Annotated in this window: 15 protein-coding genes, 1 tRNA gene and 1 pseudogene; 4 read left to right on the forward strand and 13 right to left on the reverse strand. The window is 69.7% G+C overall.

What is annotated here, in order from left to right:
• The 4 genes from GXP76_RS23245 to GXP76_RS23260 form a co-directional block, all read right to left on the reverse strand.
• On the reverse strand, nucleotides 1-1,479 hold a 1,479-nt coding region (locus GXP76_RS23245; RefSeq protein ID WP_242573532.1), incomplete at its 3' end, for a type I polyketide synthase.
• Nucleotides 1,480-1,707: 228 nt separating this feature from the next.
• On the reverse strand, nucleotides 1,708-2,481 hold the full coding sequence (locus GXP76_RS23250; protein WP_242573519.1) for a thioesterase II family protein: 774 nt from the start codon (nucleotides 2,479-2,481) through the stop codon (nucleotides 1,708-1,710).
• Nucleotides 2,482-2,736: 255 nt separating this feature from the next.
• Nucleotides 2,737-5,508 (reverse strand): AAA family ATPase, encoded by a 2,772-nt coding sequence (locus tag GXP76_RS23255; RefSeq protein WP_308354199.1) that lies wholly within the window; start codon nucleotides 5,506-5,508, stop codon nucleotides 2,737-2,739.
• A 408-nt stretch (nucleotides 5,509-5,916) separates the two neighbouring features.
• Nucleotides 5,917-5,990 (reverse strand) — tRNA-Pro (locus tag GXP76_RS23260).
• A gap of 451 nt (nucleotides 5,991-6,441) precedes the next feature.
• Between GXP76_RS23260 and GXP76_RS23265 the strand changes: the two genes are divergently transcribed.
• A complete protein-coding gene (locus GXP76_RS23265; protein WP_242573521.1) occupies nucleotides 6,442-9,912 on the forward strand; it encodes a ThuA domain-containing protein in 3,471 nt (1,156 codons plus the stop codon).
• A gap of 68 nt (nucleotides 9,913-9,980) precedes the next feature.
• Nucleotides 9,981-10,862 (forward strand): sugar phosphate isomerase/epimerase, encoded by an 882-nt coding sequence (locus tag GXP76_RS23270; protein WP_242573522.1) that lies wholly within the window; start codon nucleotides 9,981-9,983, stop codon nucleotides 10,860-10,862.
• Between the two features lie 117 nt (nucleotides 10,863-10,979).
• Here the strand turns inward: GXP76_RS23270 and GXP76_RS23275 are convergent, their stop codons facing one another.
• The 4 genes from GXP76_RS23275 to GXP76_RS23290 all read right to left on the reverse strand — a co-directional run bounded on the left by GXP76_RS23275 (nucleotide 10,980) and on the right by GXP76_RS23290 (nucleotide 14,619).
• On the reverse strand, nucleotides 10,980-11,510 hold the full coding sequence (locus GXP76_RS23275; protein ID WP_242573523.1) for a GNAT family N-acetyltransferase: 531 nt from the start codon (nucleotides 11,508-11,510) through the stop codon (nucleotides 10,980-10,982).
• Between the two features lie 256 nt (nucleotides 11,511-11,766).
• The gene (locus tag GXP76_RS23280; RefSeq protein WP_242573524.1) at nucleotides 11,767-12,612 is read right to left on the reverse strand and encodes an ABC transporter ATP-binding protein; all 846 of its coding nucleotides are present in this window, start codon (nucleotides 12,610-12,612) and stop codon (nucleotides 11,767-11,769) included.
• Nucleotides 12,613-12,647: 35 nt separating this feature from the next.
• A complete protein-coding gene (locus GXP76_RS23285) occupies nucleotides 12,648-13,664 on the reverse strand; it encodes an ABC transporter substrate-binding protein (RefSeq protein WP_242573525.1) in 1,017 nt (338 codons plus the stop codon).
• Nucleotides 13,665-13,770: 106 nt separating this feature from the next.
• Nucleotides 13,771-14,619, reverse strand: coding sequence for an ABC transporter permease (locus tag GXP76_RS23290; RefSeq protein ID WP_242573533.1), 849 nt, complete (start codon nucleotides 14,617-14,619; stop codon nucleotides 13,771-13,773).
• Between the two features lie 262 nt (nucleotides 14,620-14,881).
• On the opposite strand from GXP76_RS23290, the gene GXP76_RS23295 reads away from it, so the two are divergent.
• Nucleotides 14,882-15,925, forward strand: a complete 1,044-nt coding sequence (locus GXP76_RS23295; protein WP_308354200.1) for a LacI family DNA-binding transcriptional regulator — start codon at nucleotides 14,882-14,884, stop codon at nucleotides 15,923-15,925.
• Nucleotides 15,926-15,937: 12 nt separating this feature from the next.
• Entirely contained in the window at nucleotides 15,938-17,098 is a 1,161-nt protein-coding gene (locus GXP76_RS23300) for a mandelate racemase/muconate lactonizing enzyme family protein (RefSeq protein WP_242573527.1), read from the forward strand.
• A 37-nt stretch (nucleotides 17,099-17,135) separates the two neighbouring features.
• On the opposite strand, the gene GXP76_RS23305 is transcribed toward GXP76_RS23300, so the two are convergent.
• From GXP76_RS23305 to GXP76_RS23325, 5 genes and pseudogenes are all read right to left on the reverse strand, one after another.
• Nucleotides 17,136-17,663 (reverse strand): GAF domain-containing protein, encoded by a 528-nt coding sequence (locus tag GXP76_RS23305; RefSeq protein WP_242573528.1) that lies wholly within the window; start codon nucleotides 17,661-17,663, stop codon nucleotides 17,136-17,138.
• On the reverse strand, nucleotides 17,663-18,355 hold the full coding sequence (locus GXP76_RS23310; protein WP_242573529.1) for an ATP/GTP-binding protein: 693 nt from the start codon (nucleotides 18,353-18,355) through the stop codon (nucleotides 17,663-17,665). Before GXP76_RS23310 ends, GXP76_RS23305 begins: the two co-directional genes overlap by 1 nt.
• A complete protein-coding gene (locus GXP76_RS23315) occupies nucleotides 18,333-18,704 on the reverse strand; it encodes a DUF742 domain-containing protein (RefSeq protein WP_242573530.1) in 372 nt (123 codons plus the stop codon). The genes GXP76_RS23310 and GXP76_RS23315 overlap by 23 nt, the downstream gene beginning before the upstream one ends.
• 2 nt (nucleotides 18,705-18,706) lie before the next feature.
• Nucleotides 18,707-19,144 (reverse strand): roadblock/LC7 domain-containing protein, encoded by a 438-nt coding sequence (locus GXP76_RS23320; RefSeq protein WP_242573531.1) that lies wholly within the window; start codon nucleotides 19,142-19,144, stop codon nucleotides 18,707-18,709.
• Nucleotides 19,145-19,150: 6 nt separating this feature from the next.
• Nucleotides 19,151-19,501, reverse strand: a pseudogene (locus GXP76_RS23325) (hypothetical protein); the annotation flags it as partial.

Genomic DNA, 19,501 nt, shown 5'->3' on the forward strand with positions numbered 1-19,501 from the left:
GTGACCGCCGCCCGGTTCGGCGAGGATGTGCGTACGGAGCCGGTCCGCCTGCTCGCCGAGGGCGGCGGCGGTGCGGGCGGAGAGGATCCAGGGCACCGTGTCCGACGGCGTCTCCTCTGCCTCGGTGTCACGGTCACCGGTCCCGGCGGGGGTGGCGGTGACGGCGGCGGGGGGAACGGGCTCGGGCTCCGCCGCCAGCACCACGTGGCAGTTGGTACCGCCCATGCCGAACGAGCTGACACCGGCGACGGCCGGGCGCGACGCGTCGGGCCAGGTTGTCATCTCACGGACGACGTCGAGCCGCAGCTGGTCCAGGGGGATGTCCCGGTTGGCCCGGGTGAAGTTCAGGCTCGGCGGGATCTGACGGTGCGCCAGGGAGAGGACGGTCTTGACCAGTCCGGCGATGCCCGCGGCGCCTTCCAGATGACCGATGTTCGTCTTGACCGATCCGACCAGCAGCGGCGCGCCCTCCGGTCGGCCGGTCCCCAGGGCGGCGCCCAGCGCGCCCGCCTCGACGGGGTCCCCGACGCGGGTGCCGGTCCCGTGCAGTTCGACGTATCCCACGTGTTCCGGAGTCACTCCGGCGCGCCGGTACGCCGCCCGCAGCACCTCCGTCTGTGCCCGCGTGCTGGGGGTGGTCAGAGTCGCCCCGCCACCGTCGTTGTTGACCGCGCTGCCCCGGATCTCGCAGTAGACGGTGTCGCCGTCGGCCCGCGCGCGGTCCAGGGGCTTGAGTACCACCATCGCCCCGCCCTCGCCGCGTACGTAACCGTCGGCGCGGTCGTCGAAGGTGTGGCAGCGGCCGGTGGGTGAGAGACCGCCGAACCGGGCGGCGGTCACGGCGCTCTCGGGAATCAGATTGAGATTCACGCCGCCGACGAGCGCGATCTCCGACTCGCCCCGGCGCAGGCTCTCCGCCGCCAGATGCACCGCGACCAGGGACGACGACTGACCGGTGTCGACGGTGAGGCTCGGCCCGTTCAGGCCGAGGCTGTAGGAGACGCGGTTGGCGATGAGGCTGCGGTGCAGGCCGGTGATGCTGTGCGTGCCGATCGCCGGCATGCCGTGGCGATGCAGCAGCCGGGCGTAGTCGTCCGAGATCGCGCCGATGAACACGCCCGCCTGACGGCCTCGCAGCGCGTCCGGCACGGTTCCGGCGTCCTCCAGCGCCTCCCAGCACAGTTCCAGCGCCAGCCGCTGTTGCGGGTCCATGGTCCGTGCCTCGCGTGGCGAGATGCCGAAGAACGCCGCGTCGAACCGGTCGACCTCGTCCAGGAACGCGCCGTGCAGGGCTTCCTGTTCGCGTGGTTCCTCCTGCCAGCGGCCGGCCGGGACTCGCCCGACGGCGCTGCGTCCGTCCGCGAGCAGCCGCCAGAACGCCCGGGGTGTGGCGGCCTCCGGGAGCCGGCAGGACAGCCCGACCACGGCTATCGGCTGGGAGCCTTTACGGCCGTTGGCGTCGGTCGCCGATTCCAGCATGGCTGAAATCACCTCCGTGGTCATGAGGAAACGAGCGAGGGCAGGAGCGGATCACCGACGCGTGGCGTGATGGCGCCGTGGACGGCCGGTCGGGATGCTCTCCGCGAGGAGAGATCGCGGGGAGGACGGGAGCGGTCAGGACGCGAAGCTGCCGAATGCCGGCTCTGGTTGCCGCGCACGGCGGTGTACCGCCCAACACGTAGGTGAGCAGCGAGGCATGACGGCCAATCAGGGCATACGGGACAGGTCTTGGAACGCGGCCACGAGGCCGGCGACCGCGGAGGCCGCCGCGGCCTGTTGCGTGTTCAGATAGAAATGCCCCCCGGGGAAGGTACGCATCGAAAAGTCGTCGTCGGTGAGCTGCTCCCAGGCGCGTGCGTCGTCGAGGCTCACACGGGGGTCACTGTCGCCCAGCATCACGCCGATCGGAACGCTCAGCCGGTCGCCCTCCCGGTAGCGGTAGGTCTCCACCGCCCGGTAGTCGGCGCGCAGTGCGGGCAGGGCCATGCGCAGCAGTTCGTCGTCGGCCAGCAGAGTGGGGTCGGTGCCGCTCAGTGCACGGATCTCCGCGATGATCCCGTCGTCGCCGCGCCGGTGCACGTTCTCCTCCCGCTGGATCACCGGTGCCCGGCGGCCGGAGGCGATCAGCCCGAGCAGCGTGCCCGGGGCCGAACGCTGGATCCGCAGGGCCAGTTCGAACCCGACGACGGCGCCCATGCTGTGCCCGAGGATGACCAGTCTCTGCTCCGGCCGGAGCGTCAGCAGCTCACCGATCCGGTCCGCGAGCGTGCGCACGTCGTCGATCGGCGTCTCCTTGCGCCGCTCCTGGCGGCCGGGGTACTGCACGCAGACGACATCGACGGCCGGGGCCAGTTCGCGGGCCATGGAGAGGAACTGGGGTGCCGCGCCGCCGGCGTGCGGCAGACAGAGCAACTGGACGGCGTCCGGCGCGGCGGGTTCGTATCTGCGGAACCAACTGTCCCGGTCCGCGGCTGCGGTCATCGGCTCGAACCCTCCCGGTCCCGGTGCGGCCTGCCGGTACGTCCGGCGTCTGACCAGCGTGGAAAAGCGTTTTCGATCGCTCATCAAGGTACCGGCGGCCAGGGGCGATCACGCCCCTAACCAACCCCCTATCGGCGGCCCGCCCTACCCCAGATCACCCCTGGACGCACCGCTTCCACCAGGCCCGGGGGCCCGGTGGACCGGCGGCCCAGCGCTGCCGGGCGGCGCTCGGCAGGGGTCGGGCCGTCTCGCTCCTCAGCGGTCCGCCGAGCCCACCAGATACAGCTCCACCGGCAGATTGGAGCGTCGGCTCACTCTGAGCTTGCGGTACACCTTGGTGAGATGCTGCTCCACCGTGCTCACCGTGATGAAGAGAGTGCGGCTGATCTCGCGGTTGCTCCGCCCCTGCGCCGCGAGAGCCGCGACCTTCCGCTCGGCCTCACTGAGCGAGGTGAAGTCATAGGGGGCTCGCCGCGGTGCCGCCGCTTCGTCCGCGTCGTCCTCCGCGCCGCCGGAGTTCTGCAGCCTCCAGTAAAGGGGCTCGGCGCCACAGAACTTGGCCATCTTCTTCGCTTGATGGGCGCTCGGCCTCGATTCGGCGAATCGGCCGCATTCGAGCTCGGCGTCGCTCGCGTCGGCGAGCGCCATGGCCAGTTCGAGCTGGTCCCCGGACTCGAAGAGGACCTTCACCGCGTCCCTCAGCAGGGAGACCCGGGCCGGCAGGTCCATCGTCGCCGCCATGATCCGCAGGGAGCAGCCGTACACCCGCTTGTCCTCGACGTTCGCCAGCGTCAACTGCTTCTCGATGACGGCCCGCGCCTTGAGCGGGTCACCGAGACGCAGCCACGCCTCCGCCAGATCGCTGCGCCACGGGATGAAGTTGGGATGGTCGAGATCGCATCGCGCGAGAAAGCGACCGCATGCCTGAAGGTCCGCCAGCGCGGCGTACGGGCGGTCGCCCTCCAGGTAGAAGCGACCGCGCGCACGCAGGAACTGCAGCCAGAGAGGGTTCTGGTGAACCTCGGACAGTGCCTCTTTGACCAGCGTCTGCGCTTCGTCCATCCTGCCCATGGCCGTGGTGGCGTGGACGAGGGATGACAGCGGAAGTCCGAGGGCCGCGCCCCAGTTGTGCTGGGGCATCACGGTCAGGGCCCGGCGGGAGTGCAGCTCGGCGTCGATCAGGTCGCCTCTGCGTATCGCCACGAGTCCCTGGACGGCCGCGAGTATCGCCACCCAGGTCGCGGCCTGGTGCGCTTCGGCTTCCATTCCGAGGGTTTCGCACCAGCGCTGGGCCTCGTCCAGTCTGTTGTCGTAGGTCAGTGCGAGCAGAGCGGCCAGCACGGTGACCGGCAGGGCGTCGGTGAGCCGACAGCACTCCAGGACCTGCTGGGCGCTCTTGACCAGCTCGTTCCACGAGTGGCAGGCGACCGCTCTCTCGGCGCGGTTCGGTGTCATGGCCTCATCGGCACGGTCCGTCCCCTTGAGAGGCGAAACCCACCGGAGCCACTGGCGGGCGAGCGTCAGTTCGGCGGCGCCGGCCAGGTCGAACTCGTACTGTCGCGCGTCGACGCGCGCGAGCACCGCGGCGGCCTCTTCGGCTCTGCCCTCCCAGGCCAGGAAGGTGCTCAGCATCACGATGGAGCGGTCGTCCAGATTCCCGTCCTCGAGCGCCGAATTGAGCGGCCCCAGAAGCGAGGTGACCGCTGACGGTTTCAGCAGCCAGGAGACGCGTGCCAGCGCCCCCGTCACCGCCGCCCGCTCCTGGTCGTCGCCGCTGGCCCGGCGGGCGGCTTCGAGGAACTCCGCGGCGCGGCCCGGGTCCCCCTCCCCCATGACCTGCCGTGCCGCGCCCCGCAGGACGTCCACGGACCACTTCGCCGCGGTACCGCCCGCGGAGACGAGGCGTTCGGCGACCTTCGACGGCACCGCGCCGTCGTGATGGAGCAGCAGGGCGGTCCGCTCGTGCAGTAACGCGAGCGCCTTGCCGTCGAGCCCGCGCAAGGCCGCGGCCCGGGCGGCGGGGTGGCGGAACCATCCGGAGCGGAGCAGTCCGGTGTCGGTGAGGGCGCTCAGCGCCTCCGCCACCGCGCGGTGTTCACCGTCGAGCAGCCGCACCAGTACGGCGGTGGACGCCGGGCCGCCGAGGACGGCCAGCCCGCGTGCCACGTCGAGCAGACGAGGGTCCCAGCGGTGCAGGCACGCCTCGACGGCGACGTCGAAGTGCGCCCCCGTCGAGACCTCGTCCGCCGTGGAGACCCGCTCGACGCCTACGGAACCGGGCTCGCCCGGACGGTGCAGATGATCTTGATACAGGGCCTGGAGGAGCAGCGGACTGCCCCCTGTGGCCGCCAGGAAGGACGGAGCGAGCCGCTCGACGGCCGCCTCGCCCAGCCGTCGCTGCCGCAACCAGTCGCTCACGCCGCCGAGCGAGAAGGGCTCGACGTTCAACAACTGGAAGTACGGCTCCTTGATGCACTCGGCCAGCACCACCGGGGGCTGGGAGCTGGATGTGCGCCATTCGGCGAATACCGTGACGACCGGACTGGAGGCGAGTCGCCGCAGGATGAGCAGGAGTGTCCGCAAACTGGCCGGATCCGCGTACTGCATATCGTCCACGGTCAGCACCAAAGGGCGGCCATCGGCAGCTTCGAGGAGAATTCCCGCCAATTCATCCAGCACGTCGGCACCCGGTGAATAATCCCCGGAATCCACATGACGGGAAGCCAGAATTCCCTCAAGGCGCTCTTCCCTGTCGGCACCCAGCCCGATGGAGCGGTACATCTGCCCCAGTACGCCGAAATGGTGGCCCTGCTCGGAGCGGGCGCCCGAGGAGCCCAGCACCAGGGCGCCGGCACCCTTCGCGTACTCCGCGAAGGCGGACAAGAGCGTGGTTTTCCCCGCACCGCCCGGACCTGCGACGAGGGCGACCTGTCGGCCGGTCGGCGCGCACTCGTCCAGCATTCGCTTCAGAATGCGAAGCTCAATACACCGCTCAACCAAGATCACTAAAATGGCCCCCCGGTCCACTTTGCCTTACATTTAATTACTTTGATCAAGCTTTAACATAACTTCAACCCACACGGACAGTCAAGATCTTTTGTGGGTGATCTTCGTCAGCATTCCGTCAATCAGGCAACAGAGTTAAAGGATCGCCTCATCAAGGATTTTACCGGCAACCATGAAAGAACCACCCCCAACAGGGTGATGGAGCAAATCATCCGGAACGGCATCATCAAGGCCGACACGGCGCCCGCGTCACGAGCCGACGGAAGCCCGGCGAAACCGGCCGGGTACGAACTTCCGCGACAGAGGGGCCACCGGACGCGCCCGCGGCGCCTGCCCGGCGAAGCAACCCGGCCTCCAGCCGGTCCGTGAAACGCCGAAGGCCTGCTTCGGATCTCTCCGAAGCAGGCCTTGACCTGCGACTCTTTCGAGTCGGGACGACAGGATTTGAACCTGCGACCCCTTGACCCCCAGTCAAGTGCGCTACCAAGCTGCGCCACGTCCCGATGCCCGCCTGACCTGGGGTTTCCCCTGGCCGAACGCGCATGAGAACAATACCGCACTCAGACCGGTGGTCACGAACCGCTTTAGCCGCCCGAGGGCCGGGGCGCACCCCGGGCAGCACCGTGACCCGCATCCTCGACGCGATCCGGGCGCCGGCGTAACCCGGTTACCCCGCACCGGGGCCGGGATCGCGACCGGGGTCGGCGACAGCGACAGCGGCAGCGGGGCGCGCGGCCGCATTCAGCCCACCGCATCGGAAAACGCCCCGACCCGGGCGGTAAATCCCCGGTACGGGCAACTCCCTTATCACAGTGGGCGCTTCCGACCCATTGACCCTCCCGAAGCAGGGAACCTACGCTGTGCGACGTACTTAAGAAAGCGCTTTCTACCCATTCGTAGCCGCCACCTGCACCGGGAGCGCCCGTGAGTAGCCGTCCACCAGAACGACCCCCCATGCGCAGCAGCCGACCCGGAAGGGCGCTGACGCCCTTCACCGTCGTCCTGGCCCTGCTCGCTCTCGTGCTCGGGCTCGGGGTCGCCTCGCCCCCTCCCGCGGAGGCCGCGCCGTACCGTGTCCTGGTCTTCTCCAAGGTCACCAACTTCGAGCACGAGTCGATCGCCGCCGGTATCGCGGGCATCAAGAAGCTCGGCGAGGAGAACGGCTTCGAGGTGGAGGCGTCCGACGACGCCGCCGTCTTCTCCGACTCGAACCTCGCGCGCTTCCAGGCGATCGTCTTCAACAACACCAACTCCACCCCGGAGTCGGGCGATCTGCTGAACTCCTCGCAGCGCGCGGCGCTCCAGAAGTACATCCGCGCGGGCGGCGGCTGGGTCGGTCTGCACGCGGCGTCCGCGAGCGAGCGTGACTGGGACTGGTACGAGGGGCTGACGGGGGCGATCTTCGACAAGCACCCCGCCATCCAGACCGGCCGCGTCAAGGTGCTCGACCAGGCGCACCCCTCCACCAAGGGTCTTCCGGAGCTCTGGGAGCGTTCGGAGGAGTGGTACAACTGGCGCACGAATCCGACGGGCAAGGTCCACACGCTCGCGCAGATCAAGGTGAACGACGACATAACCGGGCTCGACGAGGGTGTCGACCACCCGTGGTCCTGGTGCCAGAACTACGACGGCGGGCGCTCCTGGTTCACCGCCGGCGGTCATGACGCGTCCGCCTTCCAGGAGGAGAACTTCCTCAAGCACCTGCTCGGCGGCATCCAGTGGGCGGCGGGCAACAAGCCGGGAGACTGCTCCGCGAGCAAGACCGGGTCGTTCACGCGGACGCAGCTGGCCACGGGGCTCTCCGACCCCTACGAGCTGGCCGTGACCCCCGACCGCCGGGTGATCTACATCGAGCGGACCGGCAAGCTGCAGGTCCTCGACCAGACGACGCGCGAGACCACCACCGCGCTGGACTTCGAGTTCAGCCGCAAGATGACGGAGCAGTCCGACGGACTGATCGGGCTGACGCTCGATCCGGACTTCGCCGAGAACAACTGGCTCTATCTCCTGCACTCCGACAAGGAGAAGAAGCAGATCAACCTGTCGCGTTACACGCTGACGGGGAACACGGTCGACCCGGCGTCCGAGAAGCGCGTGCTGGAGTTCGCCACCGACCGCGACGAGCAGCGCGCCAATGTGCACATGGCGGGCTCGCTCGCGTTCGACAAGAACGGCGACCTGTACATCGCGACCGGTGACAACACCGACCCGTTCGTCTCGGACAACTTCACGCCGATCGACGAGCGCGCGGGCCGCCAGGTCTTCGACGCGCAGCGCACCTCCGCCAACACGAACGACCTGCGCGGCAAGGTCCTGCGCATCACGCCGGAGGACGACGGTACTTACTCCGTCCCGGAGGGGAACCTCTTCGCGCCCGGTACGGACAAGACCCGTCCCGAGATCTACGCGATGGGGCTGCGCAACGTCTTCCGCATCACCACCGACCCGAAGACCGGGGCGCTGCTGGTCGGCGACTACGGGCCGGACTCGCGCGCGGCGGACCCGAACCGCGGCCCGGAGGGCACGGTCGAGTTCAACCGCGTTCCCAAGGCGGCGAACCTCGGCTGGCCGTACTGCATCGGCGCCAACACCCCGTTCAACGACTACGACTTCGCGACCAAGGTCTCGGGCCCGAAGTTCGACTGCGCCAAGCCGGTCAACGAGTCGCCGAACAACACCGGTCTGCGCGAGCTGCCGCCGGCCGTGCCGGCGACGGTTCCGTACCTGTACTCGGGCTCGCCCCAGTTCCCCGAGGTCGGCGGGGGCGGTGCGCCGATGAGCGGTCCCGTCTACGACTACGACCCCGACAACGCGTCGCCGACGAAGTTCCCCGAGTACTTCGACTCGAAGTGGTTCGCCTACGACCTGGGCCAGAACTGGTTCAAGACCTTCTCCGTCCAGCAGAAGGACCAGTCGTTCAGCGACCCGCGCTTCCCGCCGGCGAAGGCGGGTGACATCCAGTCGGTCAACAAGATCTTCACCGACATGAAGTGGAACCAGCTGTTCGAGTCCGAGTTCGGGCCCGACGGCTCCATGTACGTGATCGACTTCGGGATCGGCTCGGGCGCCGGCCGTACGGGCGTGATCAACCAGGGCACCGGCATCTACCGCATCGACTACGTGGGCGACGGCCAGTTGCCGACCGCCAGGATCACGGTCACCTCCGAGTCAGGTCCAGGTCCGCGCAGTGTGAAGTTCTCCAGTGAGGGCTCCGGCTTGCCGGGGGGCAAGCCGGTCACCTACGCCTGGGACTTCGACGGGGACGGAACCGTCGACTCCACGAAGGCCAACCCGACCCATATCTACACCGACAACGGTGTCTTCACCGCGCGGCTGACCGTCACCGGCGCCGACAAGCTCTCGGCGCAGGCCGCCCAGGAGATCACCGTCGGCAACACGCGGCCGGTGCTCACCATCCAGCAGGCCCCGGACGGCGGCATGTTCAGCCTCGGTGACACCGTGCCCTTCACGGTGAAGGTCACCGACCGCGAGGACGGCAAGGGCACGCAGATCGACTGCGAACGCGTCAAGGTCGAAGGGCGGCTCGGCCACGGCACCACGCTGCACGCGCTGGAGTCCAAGCAGGGCTGCTCGGGCGAGTTCGCCGTTCCGACGACCGACGAGCACGCGAACCAGGACCTCTTCTACCGACTGACCGCCAGCTACAAGGACGACGGCGGCGAGGGTGAGGGCGTTCCCGCGCTGACGGGCACCGCCACCTCGAACCTCAAGTCCTCCTACCGCGAGGGTGAGTTCTTCACCTCGACCGGCGGCGAGAACGGCGGTGTCACGGTGGGCGCCCGCGCCGAGGCGTCCGGCGGGCAGCGCGTCATCGAGGTCGAGCACGGCGACTGGGTCGCGTACGACCCGGTGAACCTCACCGGCGTCCAGTCCGTCACCGTGGGTGGGTCGTCGGGCGGCACCGGCGGGACCATCGAGTTCCGCAACGGTTCGCCGACCGGTCCGCTGATGGGCTCGGTGACCATTCCGAACACCGGCAGCTGGACCAACTTCGTCTCACCGACGACTCACCTCAGGCCGGTCGGCGGCACGGTAAAGATGTACGCGGTCTTCAGCAACCCGGACTGGAAGCCGGACGGGCAGGACGTGCTGTCCCTCGACTGGCTGCACTTCAACGGCCGCGGGGTGGAGCGCAAGCCGGGCACGAGCGTCACCGTCGCCACGTCGGTGGAGGAGGGCGCGGCGCCGCTGGCCACGAAGCTGACCGGCACGGTGAAGCTCGCCGAGGGCCGGACGGTCGCCTCGTACCGCTGGAACTTCGGCGACAACACGAAGCCCACGGGTGAGCAGGGCGCGAACGCGACCCACACGTACGCCCGGCCGGGCGCCTACACGGCGCATCTCACGGTCACCGACGACAAGGGCGACACGACGACGGGCGCCGTCGAGATCAACGCCAAGTGAGTACGCGGAGCACCGGATCAACGCGATCCGCGGCACGGCGAGTTGAACGAACCGAGAGAAGAGGTCACGTGAAGGGCACACGAAGAGCGTTCCTGGGTACGGCGGCGGCGGGGCTGGCCGCGGTCGGACTGGCGTCGACGACGGTCACCGCCCACGCGGCGGAGTCGGGACGGCACCACGACCCGCGGTGCCGGCGGCGGATCCCGCGCGGCGGCATCGGTATGCATCTGTACACCATGCGTTCCGTCCTGGCGACGGACTTCGAGGGGACGCTGGAGCAGCTGGCGGACATCGGCTACGCCACGGTCGGCGTCAGCGGACGGTACGGCCTCAACGCCACCCAGATCCGGCAGGTGTTGGACAACGTCGGCCTCAAGGCCGTTCTGGAGCACGTCGGTTACACCACGGTGGCGGGCGCCGGTCTCCAGCAGGCCATCGCGGACGTCCACACGCTGGGCGGCGAGTGGGTCGTCGTGCCGAGTCTGCCGACGGCGATGCACACCCCCGCGGGCTACCGCGAGGCCGCGGCGGCGATGAACAGGGCGGGCCGGGCGGCGCGCGAGTCGGGTCTCGGCCCGGTGCTCTTCCACAACCACGACGCGGACCACAGGACGGTCGAGGGAGAGGTACTGTACGACATCCTGCTGAACGAGACCGATCCCGAGTACGTGGGGTTCGAACTCGACGTCTACTGGGCGGCGAAGGGCGGTGCGGACCCGCGCCGGCTCTTCGTGGAGGAGGGCCCGCGCTTCCCGGCGCTGCACGTCAAGGACATGGCTCCGAACGGCGACTTCGCGGACGTCGGCTCGGGCGTCCTGGACTTCGCGGAGATGTTCGAGACGGCGCACCGGGGCGGCGTACGGCAGTGGCTGGTCGAGCACGACTCGCCGGTGGACCCGTTCGCCACGGCCCGCAACAGCTACCGCCACCTGTCGAAGCTGCGGTACTGAGGTCCGGGCAGGACACCTGATGGGGTGTCACACCCCCCGACCGGCCGTGCGGCCGGTCGGGGGGTGTGGTGCGTCACGGGGGACGCCGGTCCGGCGCGGGGCGGTCGGCCGCCGCTCTCAGGACGGCGCCGAGTAGCAGTGCACCCGGACCGTCCGGTCCGGCCCCCACCGCTGCTCCGCCGTGGCCATCAGGGTCCATCCCTGGCGTTCGTACAGCGCCGCCGCCGACCTGTCGGACGTCACGACGTCCAGTACGGGATGCAGCCCGCGCCGCCGGGCGTCGCGGACCGTCTCGGCCAGCAGGAGCGCGCCGATTCCGTGGCCCCGGGCCTGCGGCGAGACATACAGCCGGCTCACCACCGCCGTCTGCTCCGGGCGGCTGCCGGTACGGCTGCTCCAGAGGCCGGGCGCGGCGTCGTCGGGCCGGGCCGGGGAGAGGCAGATGTGGCCGGCGACGACGCCGTCGAGCAGCGCCACCCAGACGGCCGGCGGCTCGGCGAGGGACCCCGGCGGGGTCAGCCAACCGGCGGGGTCCTGGGGCCAATTGACCGGGTAGCCGTCGCTCTCGTGGACCTCGGCCAGTACCCGGACACACGCGTCGAGGTCGGAGCTGTCACGGCGCCTGAGGGAGATGCGTTCATGACTCACCGACGCAGCCAATCACAGGACCGACCTGCGGACACCCCGGTTTTCGGGGCGGCCGGGCGGACAGCGGAACGCCCCTCCCGCCACCGGCGTGACCGGGGCGGGAAGGGCGTTCCGAGTGTGCGCCACGCGGTCTCACCGGGTGAGCGGGCCCCGGTCTGTACGGGGCACGGGCACCGTGCGACGCGGCGTACACGGGCGGTGGCGGCGCTTCGACAGGTCGCGCCGCCACCGCCCGGTCCACGGGACCGGTCCCCGTTCAGTCCTGCGCCGACGCCGCCCCCAGCAGTTCCCTGATGTGCGTCGTCGCCTCGCGGAACTCCGGCCGGGCCAGGGTCTCCACGTAGTCCCGCTCCGGCGGCAGCCCTACGTCGATGATCTCCGTGATCGTGCCGGGCCGGGGGCTCATCACGACGACCCGGTTCGCCAGGTAGACCGCCTCCGAGATGGAGTGGGTGACCAGCAGCACGGTCGTGCCGGTCTCCCGCCAGATGCGGTTGAGCTCCATGTTCATCTGCTCGCGCGTCAACGCGTCCAGCGCGCCGAACGGCTCGTCCATCAGCAGCACCGGCGGCTCGTGCAGCAGCGCCCGGCACAGGGCCACCCGCTGCTGCATCCCGCCGGACAGCTCGTGCGGATACGCGTCCTCGAAGCCGCCGAGGCCGGTCATCCTGATCAGCTCGTCCGCGCGTTCGCGCGCCGTCGCGTTCGGCATCCGGCGCATCTCCGCCTGGAGCAGGATGTTGCGCCGGGCGCTGCGCCACTCCAGCAGGGCGGCCCGCTGGAAGACGTAACCGATGTCGGGCCGTGGCCCGTCGACCCGCTCGCCGTGCAGCCGTACGTCACCGGAGGACGCCTTCAGCAGCCCGGCGACCAGCTTGAGCAGTGTCGACTTGCCGCACCCCGAGGGGCCGACGATCGCCACGAACTCCCCCATCGGGACGTCGAGCGACACATCCCGCAGGGCGGTGACGTCGCGGTCCTTCGTACGGAACCGGACAGCCACGTCGTCGAGGGAGACGGCGGCGGTGCCACCGGCGCCCGCACCTCCCGACGCCCTACCGCTCTTGCTCAGCGCGTCCGCGCTCGGACCGCTCTTGTTCATGCCGGGCTCCCGGAGAGTCGCTTCCCTGGGCATCGTCATCCCTTCAGTGCCGAGCTGTCCCAGTAATCGGCCGGCGCCTTGGGGTTCTTCACGAGACCGGCCTCGGCGAAGACGTCGATGGTCTCCTGCCAGTCCGCCTCGGTGTTGAGCCCGGGAGCCTTGCCCTGGGTCGACTCGGTGTGCAGCAGCGTGATCGTCGTCGCGAACTGCTCGGTCAGTACGGCCTTCGGCGGGAGCTGCTCGGACGCGCCCTCCATGGCCGCGACCGCGGGCTCCGGCGCCTTCTCGGCGGCGGCCCACGCCTCGCTGACCGCGGCGGCCATGCGCTTCGTCAGATCGGCGTCCGACTGGAGGATCTTCTGGCCGGCGATCAGGCCGTTGGAGTAGAAGTTGAGCCCGTTCTCCGAGAAGCGCAGGTACTCGACGTCCTTCTTGGCCTTGTCCGCCATGGTCGGGCCCTGGTCGCTCGCGTAACCGAGCAGCGCGTCCGTCTTGCCGGAGATCACCGCGGCGATCTTGCCCGCCGGGTCGGTGTTCTGGATCTTGACGTCGGACAGCTTGAGGTTGTTCTTCTCCAGGAAGATCGGGAACGTCTTGCTGAGCGCGTCACCGGCCGTGCCCGCGATCGTCTTGCCCTTGATGTCGGCGGGCGTCTTGATGTTCTGGTCGGAGAAGAACTGCACGGACGACGGCGTCGTCTGGAGCATCACACCGAGGCTCTTGACGTTGACGCCCTGGTCGACACCGCTGATCACGGCGGGGGTGTCCGCCCAGCCGAAGTCGGTCTGCCCGGCGGCGGTCGCCTGCACGGTCTTCTGGGATCCCTGGCCCGCGCGGATCTCCAGGTCGATGCCGTGCTTCTCGAAGATCTTCTCCTTGACGCCGTAGTAGAACGGCGCGTGTTCGCCGTACGGGTACCAGTTGAGCGTCAGCGTCACCTTGTCGAGCTTCTTGCCGGAGTCGCTGGTGGTGGTCTTGTCGCCGTCCTCGCCGCAGGCGGTGGCGACCAGAAGAAGCGGCACGAGGCCGATCAGGAGTCTGCGGGAGTGCATGGCTGGCCCTTCTCGGAGGAGAGGTCGGGGTCGGACGTGGTCGGTCGGGGTCGGTCGGTCGAATGTGATCGGCGGGTCGCCGGTCGGTCGTGATCGGCCGGCCTCATCAGAACGAGGTCGTGACGTTGTTGTCCCGGCGGCTGGCGTGCCAGGGCAGGAAGAGCTTCTCGGCGATCTCGACCAGGACGAACAGGACGACGCCGATCAGTGACATGACGAGCAGGCCCGCGAAGAGCATCGGGGTGTCGAGGTTTCCGTTGGCCTGGAGGATCACGTAGCCCAGGCCCTCGTTGGCGCCGACGAACTCACCGACGACCGCGCCGGTGACGGCGAGCGTCACGGCGACCTTGAGGCCCGAGAACAGGTGCGGCAGCGAGGCCGGGAAGCGGATCTTGGCGAAGGTCTGCCACGGCTTCGCCCCCATCGTCGCGGAGAGCTGGAGCATCTCCGGATCGACCGCCTTGAGGCCGGTGACCATGGAGATCACCACCGGGAAGAAGGCGATGAGCACCGCGATCAGGACTTTCGGCGTGATGCCGAAGCCGAGCCAGACGACGAACAGCGGCGCGATGGCGATCTTCGGTACGACCTGGGCGAAGAGAAGGATTGGATAGAGGGTCTTCTCGACGGTCGAGGAGTAGACCATGACGACGGCGGCGAGTACGCCGACGACGACGGCGATGAAGAAGCCGAGCAGGGTTTCGTAGGTGGTCACCCACGTGTGTTCCCAGATGTAACTCGTCTTGCCCGTCAGTACGTCAAGGGTCGCCCCGGGCGAGGGGACGAGATAGGGCTCGACCAGTTCGGCGGCGGCGACGGCCCACCACGCGACGAAGCAGGCGAACAGCAGCGCGACGGGCCGCCAGCTGGTCTCGACGGCCTTGCCGAACCGCTCTCCCGCTCCTGGCCTGTTACGTGTGGCGACTCCCGCGATCTCTTTTGCCGGTCCCGGCATGACGCTCTGGCTCACAGTCAACTCCTCGGGAATCAGGAGCGGTTGGGCACCGCTGTCCGACCCTCTGCTGTACCGGCTGCTGCCGTATTGCCCAACGGAAGAAGCGCTTTCAGAAAGCGCTTTCTGGTAAGGTGATCGCCACGCTAATGACTGCTTGTCCGAACGGTCAATAGGTCGTCCGGAAGTTTCGGGGCCCCGTCAGGGGACCTGCCGCCACCGCGACTCGGGGGCCGTCTTGAGTGAACGGGAAGCAAGTGCCCATGTGACGCTGGACGTCGTGGCCCGCCGCGCGGGCGTCTCGCTGGCGACCGCGTCGAGGGCTCTGAACGGAACGGCGCGCGTCCGGGACGAACTGCGGGACCGCGTAAGGGCGGCGGCGGATTTGCTCGGTTACATCCCCAACGCGCACGCCCAGGCGCTCGCCAGTTCGTCGACCAACACGGTCGGACTGATCTGTCACGACGTCGGCGACCCGTACTTCGCCGCGATCGCCGACGGTGTGATGCGCGCCGCCGCCGAACAGGACGTCCTGGTCATGCTCGCGAGCACCTTCCGCGAACCGGCGAGGGAGATCGAGTACGTCTCCGTCCTCCGCGCCCAGCGCGCCCGCGCCATCCTGCTGATCGGCTCCGGCTTCCAGGACCGCACCTGGGAAAGGGCGTTGAGCGCCGAGCTCGACCCGTACATCCGCGCGGGCGGCCGGGTCGCCGTCGTCAGCCGGCACCGCAGTGTGCGCGCCGACGCCGTCCTGCCCGAGAACCGCGCGGGCGCGGCGGCGCTCGCCCGCGCGCTGCTGGCGCTCGGGCACCGGCGGTTCGCCGTGCTGAGCGGGCCGCCCAACCTCACCACCGTCGCGGACCGGCTGGCCGGATTCCGCGAGGGGCTCGCGGAGGCGGGGATCGCGCTCGCGCCCGAATGCGTCGTGGAGGGCGCGTTCACCCGTGACGGCGGTTACGCGGCCGCCCGTGAGCTGCTCACCCGCCGGACGCGGCCCACCTGCGTCTTCGGCGTGACCGACGTGATGGCGGTGGGCGCGCTCGCCGCGTTCCGCGAGGCGGGCATCGACGTGCCGGCCGACATCTCCCTCGCCGGCTTCGACGACATCCCGCTCGTACGGGAGTTGACTCCCCCGCTGACCACCGTTGCCCTGCCGCTGACCGCCATGGGGCAGCACGCCATCTCACTGGCGCTGCGCGAGCCGCACGGGCAGCGTTCGCGGGTGCTCCGGGTGGGCGGCGAGGTGGTGCTGCGGGCGAGTACCGGGCCACCGCCGGCCGACATACCGCGCGACCGAGAAGTGGTGTGAAGGAGAGATGAGTTGAGAGAGTTTCAGGCCGGCCCCACGATCGACCGTGTCGAGACGTTCGCCGTCGAACTGCCCACCCACCGCTCCTTCGGCGTCGCGGGCGGCTCCGTGGCCGTCGCGGGCACCCCGTCCGTCCGGATCCTCGTCCGGGTAGGCGCCGAGGGGCTGTACGGGTGGGGGGAGGCGACGCCCATTCCCGCCTGGACGTACGAGACCGCCGAGTCCATCGTGACGACCATCGACCGCTATCTCGCGCCCGCGGTCATCGGCACGCCGGTCTGGAATCTGGACGCCGTCGACACCGCCTTCGACCGCGCGGTCAACCGTGGTCTGACCATCGGCGCGCCCCTCGCCAAGAGCGCGGTGGACGTGGCGCTGCACGATCTGCTGGGCCGGGCGGCGGGCGTACCGCTCGGCGTGCTGTGGGGGCAGCGCCGGACCTCGCGCGTCGAACTCGGCTGGATCGTCTCGGGCCAGTCGCCGGCCGAGGTGGGTGAGAGCGTCGCCGAGGGCCGGGCCGAGGGATATCGCGCCTTCAAGGTCAAGGTCGGTCTGCACGACGAGGACACCGACGCGGCCGTGGTGGCCGCCGTACGCGAACACGCGCCGGACGCGCCGCTGTGGGTCGACGCCAACCAGGCGTACACCGTGCCCGTCGCGCTGCGGATGGCCCGCCGGCTCGACGCGCTCGGGGTCACAGCCTTCGAACAGCCCCTGCCCGCCAACGACATCGCGGGGCTTCGGCGGCTGCGGGACCTGTCGGCGGTGCCGGTGGCGCTGGACGAGAGCCTTCGGCACCCGAGTGATCTGGCGACGTTCGTCCGGCTGGGGGCGGTCGATGTCGCGATCGCCAAGGTCCAGCGCAGCGGCGGCCTCACGCTCTCGCGGCGGCTGTGTTCGCTCGCCGAGGACTGCGGGGTCGAGCTGATGGGGTCGGGGCTCACCGAGTCGGACCTGGGGCTGGCCGCCTCGCTGCACCTGTTCGCGGCGTACGGCATCACGACGCCGGTCGATCTCAACGGCCGGCAGTTCATCGGTTCGCCGTACGCGGGTGAGACCGTACGGGTGGAGAACGGGACCGCGTGCGTACCGGAAGGGCCGGGGCTCGGGGTCGAGGTGGACGAGTCGGTGGTACGAGAGTTGGCGATCGACGTTCTGGAGCAGCGTGCCTGACGGGACATCATGCTCCGTAAACAAGACTGACAGTTCGTCAGATACTGTCGGGCTCCCTCAGGCGTATCTGCTCGGAGAGCCCGGTGGCCAGCGACTTGACGGTGTCCAGGAAGGCTCTTCCCCAGTGCCGGGGCCGGGTGTCGACGACACAGACGGTGCCGAGCGCGATACCGGTCCGGTCGATGAGCGGCACGCCCAGATAGGAGCGCAGGGCGGTCTCCTCGACGATGGCGTTGCCCGCGAACCGCGAGAAGTCCCGTACGTCCTCCAGGACGAGCGCCCTGCGCCGTACCACGACATGGGGGCAGTATCCGTGGTCCCGGTCCCTGGAGCGTCCGGTCTCGGGGGCGGGCGTGTGCAGCCCCGCGTAGAACTGCCGTTCCTCGGCTATGAAGTTGACCATCGCGTACGGCGCGCCCGCGAGTTGGGCGAGATGCAGCGCGAAGCCGTCGAAGGCCGGCTCGGGGTGTTCGCCGATGCCGAGGAGGCGCAGTCGCCGCACCCGCTCGGGCGCGCCCCGGTCGACGGGGGTGAGCAGCAGCCGTCCGATGGGGTCGTACCGCATCACGACACCCCGTCGTCGGGACCGACGCCGCTCACGACGGCGGAACCGGGGACCGCCGGACCCGGGAGTGACGGGCCGGGGAGGATCGCGCCGGGGAGGATCGGGGCGTCGTCGGGGACGGCGGTGAGCAGGTGCTGGACGAGGGTGACCAGCGTCTGGATCCCGGAGCTGGCGATGCGCGCGTCGCACATCACGACGGGCACGTCCGGCCTGAGGTCGATCGCGGCCCGTACCTCCTCCGGGTCGTAACGGAAGCTGCCGTCGAACTCGTTGACCGCGACGATGAATCCGATACCGCGCTGCTCGAAGAAGTCCACGGCGGAGAAGGAGTTCTCCAGCCGCCGGGTGTCGGCCAGGACGATCGCGCCGAGGGCGCCCCGGCAGAGTTCGTCCCACATGAACCAGAAGCGCTCCTGGCCGGGCGTGCCGAAGAGATAGAGGACATGGCGCTCGTCGAGCGTTATGCGGCCGAAGTCCATGGCGACCGTGGTCGAGGTCTTCAGCTCGACGCCCGTCAGGTCGTCCGTCTCCGCCCCGACCTGCGTCAGCAGTTCCTCGGTGCTCAGCGGCGCGATCTCGCTGACCGCTCCCACGAATGTCGTCTTGCCCACCCCGAAGCCGCCCGCCACCAGGACCTTGAGCGCCGTGGGGAACGGGCTGGGGAAGGAGTCAGAGCTGTCGTCGTAGACCATCGAGTACTGCCTCCAGAAGGGAACAGTCGCCGGGATTGTCGAAGTTGTGGGGTGGCCGGACCGTGACAGCCCCGCTGTCCATCAGGTCGGACAGCAGGATCTTCGTGACGACGGCGGGCAGCCGGAGGTGCCCGCCGATCTCCGCCACGGACATCGGCCCCTGGCAGAGGGCGAGCGCGTCGCTGTGCTCGGGGCCGAGATACGTGTCGCTCGTGGCTCCCGTGGCCATGACGAGCGACATCAGATCCAGTTCCGCCGTCGGGCGGGTCCGGCCGCCGCTGACCGTGTACGGACGGATGAGCCGGCCCGCCGCGTCGTCCAGCCACGGCCCGTCCGTCGGGACCGTCACGGTCACTGGCCCGTGACGCTCGATGTGGTGCCGGCCGCCTGCCTGGCCGGCGTCGCCAGATACGGCCTGACGCTCTTGACCAGCATCGCCATCTCGTAGCCGAGGACGGCGGCGTCCGCCTCGCGTCCGGCGAGTACGGCCAGGCAGGTGCCGGAGCCCGCCGTCGAGACGAAGAGCAGCGTGGAGTCCAGTTCCACCACGACCTGGCGCACCTCGCTGCTGTCACCGAAGCGCGCGCCGGCGCTGCGGCCGAGCGAGTAGAGGCCGGACGCGAGAGCGGCCATGTGGTCGGCGCTGTCGGGGTCGAGGCCGTGTACCGACCTGACGAGTCCGTCGGAGGAGAGGAGTACCGCGCTACGGGTGTACGGCACCCGTTGGACCAGGCCGCTGAGCAGCCAGTCGAGGTCGGAGACGTGGCCTGTCGGCGCATCGCTCGCCATGGTGATCTACTCCTTGGGGGGGTTGTCGCGGTCTGCGCGTCGCGGATCCGGCGGTTCCGTCGCGGGGGCGGGCGCCGGCCCGGGACCGAGGTCCCTGGCGGGCTGGGCCTCCGCGAGGCCGATGCCGCGCTGGAAGGCGGCCATCAGACCGGGATCGTGGAGCGCCTGTTCGTCGCCGGGCGGGGCGGGCGCGTCCCGCAACTGGGGGACGAGGTGCTCCTGGCTGCGGCGCCTGGGCAGTTGGGGCCGGTCCATGGTGCCGCGCACGGCGCCGGGTACGGAGGGGCCGTCCGTCACCGGCAGGAACTCGGGCGGGGGCGAGGGCTGGAACCGGCCTTCCGGCAGAAACGACTCTTC

Source organism: Streptomyces sp. NP-1717 (assembly GCF_022695985.1).
In the GTDB taxonomy this organism is placed as follows: Bacteria; Actinomycetota; Actinomycetes; order Streptomycetales; family Streptomycetaceae; genus Streptomyces.

Coding starts and splice junctions, on each gene's coding strand:
- GXP76_RS23265 (WP_242573521.1), top strand. CDS start 6,442: ATGCGCAGCAGCCGACCCGGAAGGGCGCTGACGCCCTTCACCGTCGTC.
- GXP76_RS23310 (WP_242573529.1), bottom strand. CDS start 18,355: ATGGTCTACGACGACAGCTCTGACTCCTTCCCCAGCCCGTTCCCCACG.
- GXP76_RS23305 (WP_242573528.1), bottom strand. CDS start 17,663: ATGCGGTACGACCCCATCGGACGGCTGCTGCTCACCCCCGTCGACCGG.
- GXP76_RS23250 (WP_242573519.1), bottom strand. CDS start 2,481: ATGACCGCAGCCGCGGACCGGGACAGTTGGTTCCGCAGATACGAACCC.
- GXP76_RS23290 (WP_242573533.1), bottom strand. CDS start 14,619: ATGCCGGGACCGGCAAAAGAGATCGCGGGAGTCGCCACACGTAACAGG.
- GXP76_RS23285 (WP_242573525.1), bottom strand. CDS start 13,664: ATGCACTCCCGCAGACTCCTGATCGGCCTCGTGCCGCTTCTTCTGGTC.
- GXP76_RS23320 (WP_242573531.1), bottom strand. CDS start 19,144: ATGGCGAGCGATGCGCCGACAGGCCACGTCTCCGACCTCGACTGGCTG.
- GXP76_RS23280 (WP_242573524.1), bottom strand. CDS start 12,612: ATGAACAAGAGCGGTCCGAGCGCGGACGCGCTGAGCAAGAGCGGTAGG.